The sequence below is a fragment of the Pasteurella oralis genome, assembly GCF_042681465.1.
Classification (GTDB): domain Bacteria; phylum Pseudomonadota; class Gammaproteobacteria; order Enterobacterales; family Pasteurellaceae; genus Pasteurella; species Pasteurella oralis.
In genome coordinates this window covers 471,177-488,233 of record NZ_JBHUFP010000004.1, presented here as the reverse complement: position 1 = coordinate 488,233, position 17,057 = coordinate 471,177, and the positions used below count along the sequence as shown (strand labels likewise).

At 36.6% G+C, this 17,057-nt stretch carries 16 protein-coding genes; 10 read left to right on the top strand and 6 right to left on the bottom strand.

Translation table 11 applies throughout. The annotated features are described in order from the left end of the window. The first annotated feature begins 437 nt into the window (after positions 1 to 437). Entirely contained in the window at positions 438 to 1,277 is an 840-nt protein-coding gene (locus tag ACFSAV_RS04040) for a DUF5718 family protein (RefSeq protein ID WP_379096445.1), read from the top strand. 48 nt (positions 1,278 to 1,325) lie between these two features. Here ACFSAV_RS04040 and birA read toward each other — a convergent pair whose 3' ends face one another. After that, the gene (gene birA / locus ACFSAV_RS04035) at positions 1,326 to 2,261 is read right to left on the bottom strand and encodes a bifunctional biotin--[acetyl-CoA-carboxylase] ligase/biotin operon repressor BirA (RefSeq protein ID WP_101774803.1); all 936 of its coding nucleotides are present in this window, start codon (positions 2,259 to 2,261) and stop codon (positions 1,326 to 1,328) included. A gap of 171 nt (positions 2,262 to 2,432) precedes the next feature. Here birA and guaB point away from each other — a divergent pair, with 171 nt between their 5' ends. The 3 genes from guaB to guaA all read left to right on the top strand — a co-directional run bounded on the left by guaB (position 2,433) and on the right by guaA (position 6,918). Next, complete coding sequence (gene guaB / locus ACFSAV_RS04030) at positions 2,433 to 3,896, top strand: IMP dehydrogenase (protein WP_379096442.1); 1,464 nt, start codon at positions 2,433 to 2,435, stop codon at positions 3,894 to 3,896. A gap of 77 nt (positions 3,897 to 3,973) precedes the next feature. Next, positions 3,974 to 5,245, top strand: a complete 1,272-nt coding sequence (locus ACFSAV_RS04025; protein ID WP_379096439.1) for a hypothetical protein — start codon at positions 3,974 to 3,976, stop codon at positions 5,243 to 5,245. A 101-nt stretch (positions 5,246 to 5,346) separates the two neighbouring features. Continuing rightward, complete coding sequence (guaA, locus tag ACFSAV_RS04020; protein ID WP_101774800.1) at positions 5,347 to 6,918, top strand: glutamine-hydrolyzing GMP synthase; 1,572 nt, start codon at positions 5,347 to 5,349, stop codon at positions 6,916 to 6,918. A 99-nt stretch (positions 6,919 to 7,017) separates the two neighbouring features. Here guaA and ACFSAV_RS04015 read toward each other — a convergent pair whose 3' ends face one another. After that, the gene (locus ACFSAV_RS04015) at positions 7,018 to 7,224 is read right to left on the bottom strand and encodes an MliC family protein (RefSeq protein WP_379096436.1); all 207 of its coding nucleotides are present in this window, start codon (positions 7,222 to 7,224) and stop codon (positions 7,018 to 7,020) included. Positions 7,225 to 7,226: 2 nt separating this feature from the next. Beyond that, positions 7,227 to 7,370: a hypothetical protein gene (locus tag ACFSAV_RS04010; RefSeq protein WP_379096433.1), complete on the bottom strand. Its 144-nt coding sequence runs from the start codon at positions 7,368 to 7,370 to the stop codon at positions 7,227 to 7,229. Between the two features lie 275 nt (positions 7,371 to 7,645). Between ACFSAV_RS04010 and accA the strand changes: the two genes are divergently transcribed. From accA to tilS, 3 genes are all read left to right on the top strand, one after another. After that, positions 7,646 to 8,599 (top strand): acetyl-CoA carboxylase carboxyl transferase subunit alpha, encoded by a 954-nt coding sequence (gene accA, locus ACFSAV_RS04005; protein WP_379096431.1) that lies wholly within the window; start codon positions 7,646 to 7,648, stop codon positions 8,597 to 8,599. Positions 8,600 to 8,685: 86 nt separating this feature from the next. Then, the gene (gene pdxY, locus ACFSAV_RS04000; RefSeq protein ID WP_379096429.1) at positions 8,686 to 9,546 is read left to right on the top strand and encodes a pyridoxal kinase PdxY; all 861 of its coding nucleotides are present in this window, start codon (positions 8,686 to 8,688) and stop codon (positions 9,544 to 9,546) included. A gap of 55 nt (positions 9,547 to 9,601) precedes the next feature. Then, positions 9,602 to 10,912 carry a tRNA lysidine(34) synthetase TilS gene (gene tilS, locus ACFSAV_RS03995; RefSeq protein ID WP_379096426.1) on the top strand — a complete coding sequence of 437 codons (1,311 nt, stop codon included), beginning with the start codon at positions 9,602 to 9,604 and terminating at the stop codon, positions 10,910 to 10,912. A gap of 47 nt (positions 10,913 to 10,959) precedes the next feature. Here the strand turns inward: tilS and ACFSAV_RS03990 are convergent, their stop codons facing one another. Next, positions 10,960 to 12,273, bottom strand: a complete 1,314-nt coding sequence (locus ACFSAV_RS03990) for an NCS2 family permease (protein WP_379096421.1) — start codon at positions 12,271 to 12,273, stop codon at positions 10,960 to 10,962. A 157-nt stretch (positions 12,274 to 12,430) separates the two neighbouring features. Continuing rightward, positions 12,431 to 12,835: a DUF805 domain-containing protein gene (locus ACFSAV_RS03985; protein ID WP_101774794.1), complete on the bottom strand. Its 405-nt coding sequence runs from the start codon at positions 12,833 to 12,835 to the stop codon at positions 12,431 to 12,433. A 183-nt stretch (positions 12,836 to 13,018) separates the two neighbouring features. Here ACFSAV_RS03985 and galE point away from each other — a divergent pair, with 183 nt between their 5' ends. The 3 genes from galE to adk all read left to right on the top strand — a co-directional run bounded on the left by galE (position 13,019) and on the right by adk (position 16,119). After that, positions 13,019 to 14,035 (top strand): UDP-glucose 4-epimerase GalE, encoded by a 1,017-nt coding sequence (gene galE, locus ACFSAV_RS03980; RefSeq protein WP_379096416.1) that lies wholly within the window; start codon positions 13,019 to 13,021, stop codon positions 14,033 to 14,035. 2 nt (positions 14,036 to 14,037) lie between these two features. Then, positions 14,038 to 15,321 (top strand): AmpG family muropeptide MFS transporter, encoded by a 1,284-nt coding sequence (locus ACFSAV_RS03975; protein WP_379096413.1) that lies wholly within the window; start codon positions 14,038 to 14,040, stop codon positions 15,319 to 15,321. A gap of 153 nt (positions 15,322 to 15,474) precedes the next feature. Continuing rightward, the gene (adk, locus tag ACFSAV_RS03970; protein ID WP_101774791.1) at positions 15,475 to 16,119 is read left to right on the top strand and encodes an adenylate kinase; all 645 of its coding nucleotides are present in this window, start codon (positions 15,475 to 15,477) and stop codon (positions 16,117 to 16,119) included. Positions 16,120 to 16,186: 67 nt separating this feature from the next. Here the strand turns inward: adk and sucD are convergent, their stop codons facing one another. Then, positions 16,187 to 17,056, bottom strand: coding sequence for a succinate--CoA ligase subunit alpha (gene sucD, locus ACFSAV_RS03965; protein ID WP_379096409.1), 870 nt, complete (start codon positions 17,054 to 17,056; stop codon positions 16,187 to 16,189). Between the last annotated feature and the right edge of the window lies 1 nt (position 17,057).

Genomic DNA, 17,057 nt, shown 5'->3' with positions numbered 1-17,057 from the left:
TCAATCTGAGCCATGATCAAACTCTTCAATTCAAAAGTTTAATCGCTCAATAAACTGCTTAGCTTGTATTTCTACTTCAGTACTACTATCAGAATAAATCTATCACTGTACCAAAGTATTATGAATTTCAGTAAAGCACCTATTAAGACTTCATTTAATTTTTTTATATGAAATGTATCAACAAGTGCCCACACAGATTGTCTGTTTGATTGTTAAAGAACAAAAAACGACGCAAGTTGTAAAATCTTTATACCTACAACGGCGCGTCGTTGTGTGCGGCGTATTATAGGCAAAAATTAATCTCATGCAACCTATTTTTTGCTTTTTTTTCACTTTTTTTGTTAACTGTTTACAAAGCAAACAAAAATAATTGTTTTAGCCTAAATTTAATACTAAAGTAACTTCGTTTTTACATTTATATAGATAGAGGAGAAGATATGGATTTCAAAAAAATGATCGGCTTAGGGGTTGCTGGTAATTTTGCTGGGCATTTAGAGCAAGCTGGCGAGGCTGCTGATTTTATATCGGTACAAACTGAAGAATCTATTCAACCTAAAGCAATTTTTCCTTTTTATGTACCAAGTAACAAATTAAATCCAGAGCATCAGTTTCTTGCAACCTATCCAATTAGTCATCAACATCTTTCTTTTTCAAATGAAATTGGCGCTGATAACTTACAAATTGAACCAGAGATTGCACTTATTTGTGACATTGAATATTCTGGTCAAAAAGCAATTCAGCTTATTCCTCGCTTGTTTGCAGCTTATAATGACTGCTCAATTCGTCGCCCTAATGCGCAGAAAATCAGTGAAAAGAAAAATTGGGCTCCAGAAAGTAAAGGTCTCTCACCTACTTTATTACCACTTACCTCTTTTAAACTAGGTAGTGAAATTGATCAATTTCATATTGCTTGTTTTCATAAACGCGGTGAACAATTTAACGAATATGGCGTTGATAGCCCAGCTTTAGGTTATAGTTATTTTCATCAAAAACTCTTGAATTGGATTGTTGATAAAATGAATACACAACCTGATCAAGGTCCAATGAACAATATTTCAGCTTTAATTGAAAAAGCAGATTATCCTAAGCAAGCGATCATTAGCATTGGTGCCACGCGCTATACTGACTTTGGTGAACATAACTTTTTGCAAGTTGGTGATACAAGCATTGTTGTTGTCTATAATGCGGAAAAATATAGCCATAGTGATATTGCTACTATGGCAAAACAAGAATGTTTTCCACAAGACATTTCAGCTCTTATCCAAACAGTAATCTAATTTCTCACACAAAAGAGCGGTCAACATTTCTAAAGTTTTGACCACTCTTTAAGCTTTCCTAAGAGAAACTTCACCGCCATTAAAATATTGAACTCCCTCTGATGTCATAATTTTAATATAACCTCGTTCATCAATACCTTGTTCAACTCCTATCGTGCGATGATTTTCACTAATAATACTAACTTCCTCACCTAAATAAGCATCAAGTTCTAGCCAACGCTGTTTAAACTGATCATCAATCCCTTTATCTTTAAAATAATCTAAATAAAAAGTCAGATTTTTCACTAATACAATGATCAATTGATTACGATCTATATCTGGTAATACTTCGATTAACTCCGCCCATGGCTGATCAATCGAATTTTGTTGCTTAGGCAATGAAAGATTAATGCCTAAGCCAATAACTAAATTATGTAATCTATTTGGACTATTCGCAATTTCAATTAAAATCCCTGCTAGCTTTCTGTTATTTAGCAAAACATCATTTGGCCATTTTAATGTTACACCAATCGCGCCAAATTGTTTTAACGTATCGGCAATTGCCATACCAACAACAAGACTTAATCCTTCTAAATTTGTTGTACGTTCTACTGTCCAATACATACTCATGATAATTTGACCTGCAAAGGGTGATAGCCATTGACGGCCTCTTCGACCTCGCCCTGCCGTTTGATACTCAGCCAAACAAAGTGTACCTGTTTCAAGTTGATGGATATGATCTAATAAATATTGGTTAGTAGAATGAATAACGGGTTTTATAATGAGCTTCTGTGGCGCAAGCATATGATTTAAATAAGCTTCATCTAAACGTGCTAATTGTGGAATTAACCTAAAATCAACCGCACTTTTTTCAATCACAATCCCCTGTGCTTCTAACTCAGCAATTTGTTTTAAGACAAGATGTTCAGAACATTGCAAAAGTTCAGTTAATTTACATAATGATATTCTTTCATTTTGCGCTAAAACATCAATTAAATTGTGCATAAAAAACCTTATTGATATAACTTGTTTTACTTTTTTATTTCTCTTGTGCATTTTGTCTTAAATCCATAAAAAAATCCATTTTCAAATAAGAATGAAATCTGTATAATGCGACCGCAATATTTTTTACCCTTTTTTTTTATTTTCAACATTAATCTAAGAGAGAATATTGCAATGTTACGAGTAATAAAAGAAGCTTTAACCTTCGATGATGTACTTCTTGTCCCAGCACACTCTACAGTGCTCCCAAATACCGCAGACCTATCCACTCAACTCACCAAAACAATCCGCCTCAATATTCCAATGTTATCCGCCGCTATGGATACTGTCACAGAAGCAAAATTAGCAATTTCTCTTGCCCAAGAAGGCGGTATTGGCTTTATTCACAAAAATATGTCCATTGAACGCCAAGCAGAACGTGTACGCAAAGTGAAAAAATTTGAAAGTGGTATCGTTTCAGATCCAATTACTGTCACACCAGATCTAACATTAGGAGAATTAGCTGAAGTTGCTAAGAAAAATGGCTTTGCGGGTTATCCTGTAGTGAATAAAAATAAAGAATTAGTCGGCATTATTACAGGTCGCGATACTCGCTTCGTTTCTGACTTAAATAAAACTGTTTCTGAGTTTATGACACCGAAAGAACGTTTGGTGACCGTGAGAGAAGGGGCTAAGCGTGATGAAATTTTTACTTTAATGCATGAACATCGGGTTGAAAAAGTATTAGTGATTGATGATAACTTTAAGTTAAAAGGTATGATCACATTAAAAGATTACCAAAAAGCAGAACAAAAACCAAATGCATGTAAAGACGAGTTTGGGCGTTTACGTGTTGGTGCTGCGGTAGGTGCGGGGCCAGGTAATGAAGAACGTATTGATGCTTTAGTAAAAGCAGGTGTTGACGTATTATTAATCGATTCTTCACACGGTCACTCAGAAGGCGTACTACAACGTGTACGTAAAACACGTGCTAAATACCCAGATTTACCTATCGTAGCAGGTAATGTTGCAACAGCAGAAGGTGCCCTCGCTCTAGCTGACGCAGGCGCAAGTGCAGTGAAAGTGGGGATTGGTCCAGGCTCAATCTGTACTACTCGTATCGTAACAGGGGTTGGTGTTCCACAAATCACGGCTATCGCCGATGCATCAGAAGCTTTAAAAGATCGTGGTATACCAGTTATTGCTGATGGAGGTATCCGTTTTTCAGGTGATATTTCAAAAGCGATTGCTGCAGGTGCATCTTGTGTGATGGTAGGTTCGATGTTCGCAGGTACTGAAGAAGCACCTGGTGAAATTGAGCTTTATCAAGGTCGTGCATTCAAATCTTACCGCGGAATGGGTTCATTGGGTGCAATGAGCAAAGGTTCAAGTGATCGTTATTTCCAATCAGATAATGCAGCTGATAAATTAGTGCCAGAAGGAATTGAAGGTCGTATTCCTTACAAAGGTTACTTAAAAGAAATCATTCATCAACAGATGGGGGGGTTGCGTTCTTGTATGGGGCTAACTGGCTGTGCAACTATTGATGAACTACGTACTAAAGCACAATTTGTGCGTATTAGTGGTGCAGGAATCAAAGAAAGTCATGTGCATGATGTTACTATTACCAAAGAAGCGCCTAACTATCGTATGGGTTAATAATGTCTTAGGGTGGGTAAAATCCCACCTAAGTTTATATTTTAAATGTAACTACTTTAATATAGAAGATTATTTTTATGCATAATATTAATGTTAAAAATATTATCAAACTTTTTTTATTAAAGTTTTTAAGAAATAAATATCAATATAAGATAAATATTGAAAATAACATTGTTAAAATTGAAAAAAAATATGATGAGTTTGATTTAAGCCAGCTAAATTATGTTTATCTTGTTAAAGATCCTGATATAAGAAACAATCGCCTTACGCTTTACCTTAATGATATCTTCAAAATTGGAGTAAACTATAGAGGGTTTACAAAAATGTATCAGGAATTATCTTGCCGATTTGGTTTTGATGATGCTCTTTTTTTTCAATACCTTTATAAAAAAGGACCTTTTTCTATACAAATTTGGCGAAAAAAACAAATACAAAATTATGATATTCTTGATGAGGAATATACTGACTATACGCAGGGTTTTGAAATTCAATCTCCTGAAAAAAAATTTATTCCTTGGGGTACCACTTATGAAGCATTATTTCAACATACACAATTTGAAGAAAAATGGATTTCTTATAATTTTATCTATCCTATTCGAATAGGTCGCTTATTATTGAAGAATGTTTGGCTTACGCCAAGTGTCAGAAGAGATGTGCCTATTTTAGAGCTATATACTGATTGCTATCACGAATCAGCAACAGAGAAAAGTTACTTAGAATTAAAATCCTCATTAACTAACAATAAAAAGCTAATCACATCATTTTCTGAAGAGAGAAATAATCCTAAGTTATATAAATCTGTTGTAAATTTTAATCATATTGAATTTGAATTGCATTATCATCGCCATTTTAAATATTACTTTGATACTGGATATAGCAAACTAATAATTAGAAATAATACTGAATATTTAGAATATGTGATTAATGAACCTTATGAAAGCCAATTAATCATTAGTGATTATTTAATTATTGATCATCAAGACTTAATAAAAATAGATTATACCTATAGCGCAAGTGTTAAAAGACGTCCTCCTAAAATAAAAGAAAAATTTCGAGATGGGCAAACGGTTATTTGGACAGATGATGTTAATCACAAAATAGGTTTTACTAGTAATGATCGTGCAATAGTGTTTGATAAAAATGAAATTGAATGCTTTACGCTTGCGAATACGGAAACAACGAGAAGAAATAATGAGAGTTCACTAACGATATGTTTTTTTGATAAAAATAAAGAAGCAATCACAATATTTTTAGCTGAACATCATTTTTTGACTCAATATGTGGATAAAATAAAAACGCTCACTCAAAAAGAGGTTCTGTATATTGAACAATACATCGAAGATGTTTAAAAGCCCATTAAATGTAACACAATAGCAAATTAAAAATCCTTTTTGCACAGGACACTTTAACACTATTTGATATTTACCTAAAAACAACCAAGAGAACTTAAATGAACAACATTCACAATCATAAAATTCTAATTTTAGACTTCGGTTCACAATATACCCAGTTGATTGCACGTCGAGTCCGTGAAATCGGTGTTTACTGCGAACTTTGGGCATGGGATGTCACCGAAGCAGATATTCGTGAATTTAACCCAACGGGGATTATTCTTTCTGGCGGTCCTGAAAGTACAACAGAAGAAAATAGCCCTCGTGCACCAGAATATGTTTTTAATGCTGGTGTGCCAGTACTAGGTATTTGCTATGGTATGCAAACCATGGCAATGCAACTAGGTGGTTTAACAGAAACATCTGATCATCGTGAATTTGGTTATGCCTCAGTAGATTTAAAAGCAACTGACGCTCTATTTGCGAAATTAAATGATAACTTAGCAAGTGCAACGCCAAAATTAGATGTTTGGATGAGTCATGGTGATAAAGTTACACGTTTACCAGAGAATTTCCAAGTTACGGGAGTCACACCGACTTGCCCGATTGCGGCTATGTCTGATGAAAGTCGCCATTTTTATGGCGTACAATTTCATCCAGAAGTTACTCACACCAAGAGTGGTCTTGAGTTATTAACTAATTTTGTGGTGAATATTTGTGGCTGTGAGTGTAACTGGACTCCAGAAAATATTATTGAAGATGCGGTTGCACGTATCAAAGAGCAAGTCGGTGATGATGAAGTTATCTTAGGTTTATCTGGCGGAGTCGATTCATCCGTAACTGCGCTCTTATTACATCGTGCTATCGGTAAAAATTTACACTGTGTTTTTGTTGATAACGGTTTATTACGTTTAAACGAAGCTGAACAAGTCATGGAAATGTTTGGTGATAAATTTGGATTAAACATTATCCACGTGAAAGCAGAAGATCGTTTCTTAGAAGCATTGAAAGGCATTGATGAGCCTGAAGCAAAACGTAAAACAATCGGTAAAGTCTTTGTTGATGTGTTTGATGATGAATCGAAAAAGTTATCGAGTGTAAAATGGTTAGCACAAGGTACAATCTATCCCGATGTGATTGAATCTGCGGCAAGTAAAACAGGTAAAGCCCATGTGATTAAATCACACCATAATGTAGGTGGCTTACCTGATTATATGAAACTTGGCTTAGTTGAACCACTACGCGAATTATTCAAAGATGAGGTACGTAAAATTGGTTTAGCACTAGGTTTACCAGCAGAAATGTTAAATCGTCATCCATTTCCTGGTCCAGGCTTAGGTGTGCGTGTATTAGGTGAAATCAAAAAAGAATATTGTGATTTAGTCCGCCGTGCTGATGCAATCTTTATGGAAGAGTTACATGCCTCAGGCTGGTACTACAAAGTCAGCCAAGCATTTACTGTTTTCCTACCAGTGAAATCAGTAGGTGTGATGGGAGATGGGCGTAAATACGATTGGGTGGTTTCATTACGTGCCGTCGAAACTATCGATTTTATGACCGCACATTGGGCACATTTACCTTATGATCTTTTAGGCAAAATCTCAAATCGAATTATCAATGAAGTCAACGGTATTTCTCGCGTTGTTTATGATGTTTCAGGTAAACCACCAGCGACAATTGAGTGGGAATAGCTCTTCATGTACTAATAACAAAGCCCTGAAAAATTTTTCAGGGCTTTTAAATTCAATTCAAGCTATTTTCAATAGATAGTTGCATATCAATAAATATTATTATTCAGTCACACAATTTCCAATGATAACTTGATTATCTCCAAGCAAGGTTGCCTGATTACCTTTAGTTTGAAGTTCGTAAGTATAATTTTTATTAATTGCTTTATAATTTGCACCTGAAGCGGATTTCACGAGTTCCATAGGAATCATCTCATCAACTTGATTAATGATTGCAAAAGAATCCTTAGCCGTATTTATAAAAATCACATCTAATGTTTTTTTCCTTCACAGCTATAAACAATTTTTGTTAACTCTCCTTTTGAGCTAGCTTCCATAATAGTTGCTTGTGCTGAAATCATAGTAAAAGAAAGTACAGCTAATGTTGTAATCAATGTTGCTCTATTCAATTTCATAAATACTCCTCATGCTGTTTTATAACGTTTTTAAAACGCACTTCCTTTGACACATAAGAAAAAGTAAAAGTTCAACTCAGTATTTTTCCATAAAAAATACTTCAAAATGACCAGACTTATTTATCAATACTTGATAGTAATTCGATGGTATAACAAGTCAAACAGCACATGCTTTTTCATAAAAAAAAGCATACAATACGGCCTGTGTTTGCACCTTCAGAAAAATCTTGATAAAGTGCGGTATAAATTGTGCTAATTTGAAAACAGGAAGAAAAATGAGCCCAGAATATTTAGATTTTGAATTACCTATTGCAGAGCTTGAAGCAAAAATTGAGTCACTTCGCTCTGTGGCAAGTCAAGATAATGAGATTAATCTTGATGACGAAATTGCACGTTTACAAAAGAAAAGTGCGGAACTTACTCAAAAAACCTTTGCCAATCTAGATGCTTGGCAAGTTTCAAAAATGGCTCGTCATCCAAACCGTCCTTATACTTTAGATTATATTGAACGTATTTTCACTGAATTTGAAGAATTAGCAGGCGATCGTGCTTTTGCTGATGATAAAGCGATTATTGGTGGTTTAGCCCGTTTAGAAGGTAAACCAGTAATGGTCATCGGCCATCAAAAAGGACGAAGTGTAAAAGAGAAAGTTAAACGCAATTTTGGTATGCCTGCACCAGAAGGCTATCGTAAAGCATTGCGTTTAATGCAAATGGCTGAACGTTTTAATTTACCTATTATTACTTTTATTGATACGCCTGGCGCCTATCCGGGTGTCGGCGCTGAAGAACGTGGTCAATCAGAAGCTATCGCACGCAACTTACGTGAAATGTCAATGTTAAAAGTCCCTGTGATTTGTACTGTCATTGGTGAAGGGGGTTCAGGTGGCGCACTTGCAATTGGTGTTGGTGATAAAGTGAATATGTTGCAGTACAGCACCTATTCAGTTATCTCGCCCGAAGGTTGTGCATCAATTCTTTGGAAAAGCGCAGACAAAGCCTCAATCGCTGCTGAAGTAATGGGCTTAACCGCTAATCGCTTAAAAGAACTCAATCTGATTGATAATATCGTCGAAGAACCGTTAGGTGGTGCTCATCGTAATTTTGATGTCATGGCACAAAACTTAAAACAACGTTTATTAGCTGATCTTGCGGATTTAGATATGTTAGATCAAGATAATCTACTCCATCGCCGCTATCAACGCTTAATGGATTATGGTTATGTGTAATCATTAATTTACTCAACGGCATAATGTATATCTCTGCATTATGCCGTTTTTGATCATAACGCAACAATTTTATTTCAGGAGTCATCATGAAACACATTCTTTCAATTCAATCTCATGTCGTTTATGGCTATGCAGGTAACAAATCAGCCACTTTTCCTATGCAACTTTTAGGTGTTGATGTTTGGGCGCTAAATACCGTGCAATTTTCTAACCATACCCAATATGGTAAATGGGCAGGCATGATTATTCCGAAAGAACAAATTGGCGAGATTGTACGTGGTATTGATGCTATTAACGCATTACATTTATGTGATGCCGTTGTTTCAGGTTATATTGGTTCAGCTGAACAAGTAGAAGAAATTATCAATGCAGTACGATTTGTCAAAACAAAAAATCCAAATGCGCTTTACTTATGTGACCCAGTCATGGGACATCCAGACAAAGGCTGTATCGTCGCGGAAGGTGTCAAAGAAGGATTAATTAATTTGGCAATGGCTGAAGCAGACTTAATCACCCCTAATCTCGTTGAATTACGTGAATTAAGTGGCTTGCCTGTTCAAAATTTTGAGCAAGCGTTAGCAGCAGTTAAAATCATTCTCTCTAAAGGTCCAAAAAAAGTGTTAGTGAAACACCTAAGTAAAGTGGGTAAAGATACCACTCAATTTGAAATGCTATTAGCGAATCAAGAGGGAATGTGGCACATCAGCCGTCCTTTACATCAATTCCGTAAAGAGCCTGTTGGCGTCGGTGATTTAACCGCAGGATTATTTATTGCTAATTTACTCAATGGCAAATCTGACCTTGAAGCTTTTGAGCATACTGCAAATGCTGTCAATGATGTAATGACTGTTACTCAGCAAAAAGATAATTATGAACTACAAATTATTGCTGCTCGTGACTATATTATGAAGCCTATCAGTCAATATAAAGCAGTGAAAATCGCTTAATTTCAAATCCAAAGGACGTTACAATTAACGTCCTTTAACTTTAATCAAAACACCTATGCTATTACCACGATTCCAAACACAAATTGATCAACATACTCCCGGCCAAAACCAATTTTTAATTGGTTTTAGTGGCGGTTTGGATTCGACTGCGCTACTTTTATTGTTAGCAAAATTGCGTAAAAATAGACCGCACTTACAACTTAGAGCAATTCATATCCATCATGGGTTAAGCCAAAATGCCAATTACTGGGCGCAACATTGCCAGCAAATTTGTGAACAATTGCAAGTGCCTTTAATTATTGAAAAAGTACAAGTAGATAGTAGTAATGGTATTGAAGCAGGAGCAAGAGAAGCGCGTTATCAAGCCATTGCACATCATATTTTGCCTCATGAAATGCTGGTCACTGCACATCATTTACAAGATCAAACAGAAACTTTTTTTCTTGCCTTAAAGCGTGGTAGCGGTCTACAAGGATTAAGCGCAATGCAAGTGCAAAGTACGCTCTATCATTTACCTATTTTCCGCCCACTCCTTAACTTTACTCGCATAGAATTAGAACAATTTGTACAGTCTGAAGAATTAACTTGGATTGAAGATGAAAGCAATATTGATAACCGCTATGAACGCAACTTTCTACGCAATGCAATTTTGCCTCATCTACGCCAACGTTGGGCTCATTTTGATTTAGCAGTACAACGTTCTGCCCAACATTGTTTTGAACAACAACAATTGCTCAATGAATTACTTAGCGAAGAATTTACACAAAATTTTGATAAAACTGACCGCACTTTTAATATCAGTCAATTTGCCACTTTTTCAGCTTTAAAACAAAAAGCCTTATTACGCTTATGGCTAGCCGAATGGCAAGTGCCGATGCCTTCCTTATTACAACTAACACAAATCATCCAAGATGTCATTTTTGCTAAGCCAGACAGTCAGCCACAGTTTCAATTAGGTAGCCAAATTATTCGCCGCTATCAACAACGACTCTATATGACATGCCAATTTGCTAATCTGACACAGATTGCACTTAACATTCACATTGGCGAAACAATCCAACTACCTGATCAATTGGGTAGCCTAACATTACAACAAAAATCCCAAAAACTTATCGCACGTTGGCAATGTTCTCAGCAGCAATTAAGTAGCGAATTACCTTTTACCACTTGCGCTATTCAAGTACGCTTTGGTTATTCTGGTAAAGTCCGCTTAACTGAAAAATCCGCTAATAAAGAGATTAAAAAAATCTGGCAGCAATTAAATGTACCCGTTTGGCAACGGCAACGTATCCCATTGATTTTCTATGGTAATACCTTAAAAAGTGCGGTTGGTTTTTTTGTAGTTTGTTCAGAAGAAAAAAATTAAGGGCAGATTATGATCGCTGCCCTTCATTATATTAATATCAAAACAAATTATATTGCCCAGCCTCCGACATAAAATGCGACTAACGCAATAGCAATGACCACCGTGCCAAGATTTAATTTTTTATATTCACCAGACACTAAACGACCAATCACTAATGTTGCAAAGCCTAACATAATACCTGTCACGATATTGGCTGTTAATACGATAAACACAGCACAAACTAGACCGCTCATTGCACCAATGAAATCATTGAAATCTAATTTGCTTACATTACTTAACATTAATAAACCAACATACATTAATGCAGGCGCAGTAGCGTACCCCGGTACTAAGAATGCTAACGGTTGGAAAAACAACATTAATAAGAATAATACACCAACTACTACAGCAGTAATCCCTGTTTTCCCTCCTGCTGCTGTTCCCGCCGCAGATTCAATATAAACCGCTGCTGGTGCAGTACCAAATACTCCAGATAAAATACTACTTACTGAGTCTGAAGTTAATGCTTTACCGCCGTTAATAATCTGACCATCTTTATCTAATAAATTTGCTTGACCAGCAACTGCACGAATTGTTCCTGTTGCGTCAAAAACAGCCGTCATTACCAGTGCAAATACTACAGGTAAAATTGCAGGCTGTAATGCCCCCATAATGTCTAATTGTAAGAATAACGAATTTTCACCAAAAGTTGGCATTTTAAAAATTTGACCACCGAACTTCACATTTGGATCAAAAATAAGACCTACCATTGTGATTGCAATGATCACCCACAAAATACCGCCTTTTACCTGCATTCTTTCTAAGCCGATAATTAAGGCTAAACCGATTAATGCCATCAACACAGGAAACGACGTAAAGTCACCTAATTTTACAGGTAAACCAGCTTGATTACTTACTACTAAACCCACACCGTTCGCTGCAATTAATAATAAAAATAGACCAATACCGATACCAGCACCATGCGCAATACTGATTGGTAGGTTACGTAAAATCCAAGCACGAATCCCAGTTGCAGAAATGAGAGTAAACACAACCCCCATTAAGAATACCGCACCTAATGCCACAGGAATACTAACCTGTTGACCTAACACTAAGCTAAATGCGGTAAATGCGGTTAAAGATATTGCACAACCAATCGCCATAGGTACATTTGCCCATAAACCAATTAAAATTGAGCCTAACCCTGCGACTAAACAAGTTGCAATAAACACTGATTCAGCAGGGAAACCTGCGGCACCAAGCATATTAGGTACGACGATAACGGAGTACACCATAGCTAAAAACGTAGTTAAACCCGCAATCACTTCCTGACGCACACTTGAGCCACGTTTAGTAACTCCAAAATGTTTTTCTAAAGACATATTGTTTCCTTAAGTGAAAAGTAATAAAAATAAAAAATAAGCGCATATTCTACGCTAAAATTTTCAATAGTAAACGTTTGCGTCAGGTATTTTAGCGGAAAATAACAAAAAAAAATCGACATCTAAATGATGCCGATTGTTTGTTTATCTAATCAAATTAACTAATTAACGTTGTGTCATTTTTAGATTCATTATTCATATCGATTTCTTTGGGGTTTGGTCCAAAACGATTCGTACCCGGTGTACTTTTCGCGCAACACAAAGCGAGTAAGGCTATCTGACCAATAGGAATCAAATTAAGTAAAAGCCACCAAGCACTATGATTCATATCATGTAAACGGCGAGCCGTGACAGCTAACGTAGGTAAGAAAGTCAATAAAATATAAATACCAGATAAAAGCCCCATTTCAACATCAGAATTATATGTTCCATTATTAATGTCTACAATAAAAAGCAATACGATGATGATAAACTGAATTAAAGTGAACATCCAAAACTCTTTGCGCCCTGCTCTACCACTAAATGTCACATAATTTTTTAATACATGAAAATACCAATTCATACGGTTTATCCTTAAAACTTTATAAAATACCAGACGACTAGAAAGTATTAAATTTACATAAAAAAACAGCAAGAGTAAATGGTACTATTACTAATTTTTGTACTATTTCTTTCACTTCCAAGCGGAAAGATTTATACTGTTAATTCTTTTTGTTTAGAAATCAAAGCAACTAAGGACATAATTATGGCAATTCTCGTCACTGGTGGTGCTGGTTATATCGGCTCACATACTGTTGTTGAACTACTTAATACAAATAAAGAAGTTGTTGTTTTAGATAATCTTTGTAACTCTTCTCCCAAGTCCCTTGAGCGCGTTTCTCAAATTACAGGCAAATCAGTTAAATTCTACCAAGGTGATATTTTAGATACTGCACTTTTACAAAAGATTTTTGCAGAAAATACGATCCAATCAGTCATTCATTTTGCCGGACTAAAAGCCGTAGGTGAAAGCGTACAAAAACCTGCTGAATACTATATGAATAACGTCACAGGCTCTTTAGTTTTAATACAAGAAATGAAAAAAGCAGGTGTACGGAATTTGGTATTCAGTTCTTCCGCCACAGTTTATGGTGATCCAGAAATTATCCCTATCACAGAAAGTTGTAAAGTAGGTGGCACCACTAACCCTTATGGCACTTCAAAATTTATGGTGGAACAAATCCTTAGTGATATTGCAACAGCAAGCCCTGAATTTAGTATCACCATCTTACGTTACTTCAATCCAGTAGGCGCGCACGAAAGTGGTTTAATCGGTGAAGATCCAAATGGAATTCCAAATAACTTACTCCCTTATATCAGCCAAGTTGCTATTGGTAAATTACCACAACTTGCCGTATTTGGTAGTGACTATGATACACATGATGGTACTGGTGTACGTGATTATATTCATGTTGTTGATCTTGCCATTGGGCATTTGAAAGCCTTAGCTCGTCATGAAAATGATGCAGGTTTACATATCTACAATTTAGGAACTGGTACAGGCTATTCTGTGCTTGATATGGTAAAAGCCTTTGAGCAAGCTAACCAAATAAAAATTCCTTACAAACTAGTAGAGCGCCGCCCAGGTGATATTGCAACTTGTTATTCCGATCCAAACCTCGCTAAACAAGAATTAGACTGGTGTGCTGATCGTGGTCTCGAGCAAATGATGAAAGACACGTGGAACTGGCAAAAAAATAATCCTAAAGGATATCGAGATTAATTATGCAAAACAAACCGAGTTTACTGTCGCAGATTTTTAGCCGTAATATGTTACTTTGTATTTTTACGGGCTTCAGTTCTGGCTTACCCTTATATGTTCTATTCCAAATGGTGCCAGCTTGGCTTTCTTCGAGTAATGTCGATGTAAAAACAATTGGTCTCTTTACCTTGATTGGCTTTCCCTATACTTGGAAATTTATTATTTCGCCATTACTCGATCGCTACTACCCTAATTTTTTAGGTCGCCGTCGTAGTTGGATGTTTATAACTCAAATTGGCTTACTTGGATTACTTATTCTCCTTGGTCAATATAACCCTGCAGAAAATATCCAAACAGTCGCCATTATTTCAACGACAATTGCTGTATTCTCGGCTGTGCAAGATATTGTCATTGATGCTTATCGACGTGAGATTTTAAGTGACGAAGAACTCGGATTAGGTAACTCTATTCATGTTAATGCTTATCGTATCTCAGGCTTAATCCCTGGTGGTTTATCTCTGATTTTAGCAGGCAGCCTGCCTTGGGATATAGTCTTTATTTTCACCGCATTATTTATGATCCCTGGCTTAATACTTTCACTGTTTCTCAGTAAAGAGCCAAATGTCCCACAAATCGACCGCACTTTGCCTTTCTATCATGCCTTTGCATTGCCATTTAAAGAATTCTTCACTCGCAAAGGTGTCGCTTCTGCACTGGGTTTAATCTTGTTTATTTTCCTCTATAAATTTGGTGACTCTCTTGCAACATCACTACAAACCAAATTTATTTTAGATATGGGATTTAGCACAGCAGACATTGGTACAGTAGTAAAACTTAATTCGTTTTGGGCATTAATTATCTCAGGCATATTAGGTGGTATTTTAATGCTGCGTTTAGGCGTTAATCGTTCTTTATGGTTATTTGGTTTCGTACAATTAATCACAATTCTTGGTTTTGTTTGGATGGCAAGTTACGGCAAATTTGAAACCATTGGTTCTTTTGAGTTTTTTGTGTTAACTACAGTGATTATTGGTGAATATATTGGTGTTGGTTTAGGCACAGCGGCATTTGTGGCATTTATGGCACGAGAAACCAATCCACTTTACACTGCAACTCAATTAGCTATTTTTACCAGTTTAGCCGCCATCCCAAGTAAAGTGTTTAGTGCATTTTCAGGTGTCATTGTGGCTAATCATGGCTACTACACTTTCTTTTGGATTTGTTTCTTTGCCGCAATTCCAGGTATGTTAATGCTATTTAAAGTAGCACCCTGGCATGACAATACTCAAACAGAGAAACAAGCTTAACCCGTTTTCAACGGTTGACATTTCCAATGAATTGGGCAACTATTAATCGTTTTGTTTTACTATCAAAAAACATGAAAAATCATACCGCACTTTTTTCTACCCAGTCAGGAAGAGCGGTCAAAAACAAGATTATTTCAACCAACAGAGGTCATTATGAAAATTATCCTATTAGGTGCACCCGGTGCAGGTAAAGGCACGCAAGCACAATTTATTATGAATAAATTTGGTATCCCACAAATTTCAACAGGGGATATGTTACGTGCGGCGATTAAAGCGGGAACCGAATTAGGCAAACAGGCAAAAACGTTAATGGACGCGGGTCAATTAGTACCGGATGAATTGATTATTTCATTAGTTAAAGAGCGTGTTGCACAAGAAGATTGTGCTAAGGGCTTCTTACTAGATGGCTTCCCACGCACTATTCCACAAGCTGACGCACTAAAAACAGTAGGCATTCAGATTGACTACGTCCTAGAATTTGATGTACCAGATGAAGTGATTGTTGAACGTATGAGTGGTCGTCGTGTTCATCAAGCTTCAGGTCGTACTTACCACATTATTTACAATCCTCCAAAATTAGAAGGTAAAGATGATGTCACAGGCGAAGATTTAATCATTCGTGCTGACGATAAGCCAGAAACGGTATTAGATCGTTTAAAAGTGTATCACTCAACTACTAAACCATTAGTGGACTACTATCAAGCCGAAGCAAAAACAGGCAATACCAAATATTTCCGCTTAGACGGCACCAAAAAAGTCGAAGAAGTGAGCCAAGAATTAGATTCAATCCTTGCTTAATTTACTTTGATCCAATGAAAAAGGCTGTGTTAAACAGTCTTTTTTGTTGTCGACACAAAAGTGCGGTCTATTTTAACAGAGATTTTAGCGCAACACCGATTTCCGCTAGACTTCTCACGGTTTTCACACCTGCCGCTTCGAGGGCAGCGAATTTCTCATCTGCTGTACCCTTCCCACCACTGATAATCGCACCTGCATGCCCCATACGTTTACCTTTTGGTGCGGTGACACCAGCAATATAGCTCACCACTGGCTTTGTGACATAGTTTTTAATAAAGGCGGCAGCTTCTTCTTCCGCCGAACCGCCAATTTCACCAATCATAACGATGGCTTCTGTTTGTGGATCATCTTGGAATAATTTCAAGATATCAATGAAGTTTGAGCCTGGAATTGGATCACCACCGATACCAACACAAGTAGATTGCCCAAAGCCCTCATCAGTAGTTTGTTTCACTGCTTCATAGGTCAATGTACCTGAACGTGAAACAATCCCAATTTTACCTTTTTTATGAATATTACCTGGCATAATCCCAATCTTACATTCTTCTGGAGTAATCACCCCCGGACAATTAGGACCGATCATACGTACACCAGTTTGGTTTAAGCGTTGTTTCACTTGTAACATATCTAGGGCTGGAATCCCTTCAGTAATACAAATCACTAATTCAATTCCTGCATCAATGGCTTCTAAAATCGCATCTTTACAACCCGGTGCAGGTACATAAATTACTGTTGCAGTAGCACCAGTTACCTCAACTGCATCACGCACTGTATTAAAAACAGGTAATCCTAAATGGGTTGTACCGCCTTTTCCTGGCGAAACACCACCCACCAGCTGTGTACCATAGGCTAATGCTTGTTCAGAATGGAATGTACCTTGTCCGCCCGTAAAACCTTGGCAAATCACTTTAGTCTCTTTATCAATTAAAATAGACATA

Excerpts from the sequence above, each read along its gene's own strand:
- ACFSAV_RS04040 (WP_379096445.1), top strand. The coding sequence starts at position 438 with ATGGATTTCAAAAAAATGATCGGCTTAGGGGTTGCTGGTAATTTTGCT.
- birA (WP_101774803.1), bottom strand. The coding sequence starts at position 2,261 with ATGCACAATTTAATTGATGTTTTAGCGCAAAATGAAAGAATATCATTA.
- guaB (WP_379096442.1), top strand. The coding sequence starts at position 2,433 with ATGTTACGAGTAATAAAAGAAGCTTTAACCTTCGATGATGTACTTCTT.
- ACFSAV_RS04025 (WP_379096439.1), top strand. The coding sequence starts at position 3,974 with ATGCATAATATTAATGTTAAAAATATTATCAAACTTTTTTTATTAAAG.
- guaA (WP_101774800.1), top strand. The coding sequence starts at position 5,347 with ATGAACAACATTCACAATCATAAAATTCTAATTTTAGACTTCGGTTCA.
- ACFSAV_RS04010 (WP_379096433.1), bottom strand. The coding sequence starts at position 7,370 with ATGAAATTGAATAGAGCAACATTGATTACAACATTAGCTGTACTTTCT.
- accA (WP_379096431.1), top strand. The coding sequence starts at position 7,646 with ATGAGCCCAGAATATTTAGATTTTGAATTACCTATTGCAGAGCTTGAA.
- pdxY (WP_379096429.1), top strand. The coding sequence starts at position 8,686 with ATGAAACACATTCTTTCAATTCAATCTCATGTCGTTTATGGCTATGCA.
- tilS (WP_379096426.1), top strand. The coding sequence starts at position 9,602 with ATGCTATTACCACGATTCCAAACACAAATTGATCAACATACTCCCGGC.
- ACFSAV_RS03990 (WP_379096421.1), bottom strand. The coding sequence starts at position 12,273 with ATGTCTTTAGAAAAACATTTTGGAGTTACTAAACGTGGCTCAAGTGTG.
- ACFSAV_RS03985 (WP_101774794.1), bottom strand. The coding sequence starts at position 12,835 with ATGAATTGGTATTTTCATGTATTAAAAAATTATGTGACATTTAGTGGT.
- galE (WP_379096416.1), top strand. The coding sequence starts at position 13,019 with ATGGCAATTCTCGTCACTGGTGGTGCTGGTTATATCGGCTCACATACT.
- ACFSAV_RS03975 (WP_379096413.1), top strand. The coding sequence starts at position 14,038 with ATGCAAAACAAACCGAGTTTACTGTCGCAGATTTTTAGCCGTAATATG.
- adk (WP_101774791.1), top strand. The coding sequence starts at position 15,475 with ATGAAAATTATCCTATTAGGTGCACCCGGTGCAGGTAAAGGCACGCAA.
- sucD (WP_379096409.1), bottom strand. The coding sequence starts at position 17,056 with ATGTCTATTTTAATTGATAAAGAGACTAAAGTGATTTGCCAAGGTTTT.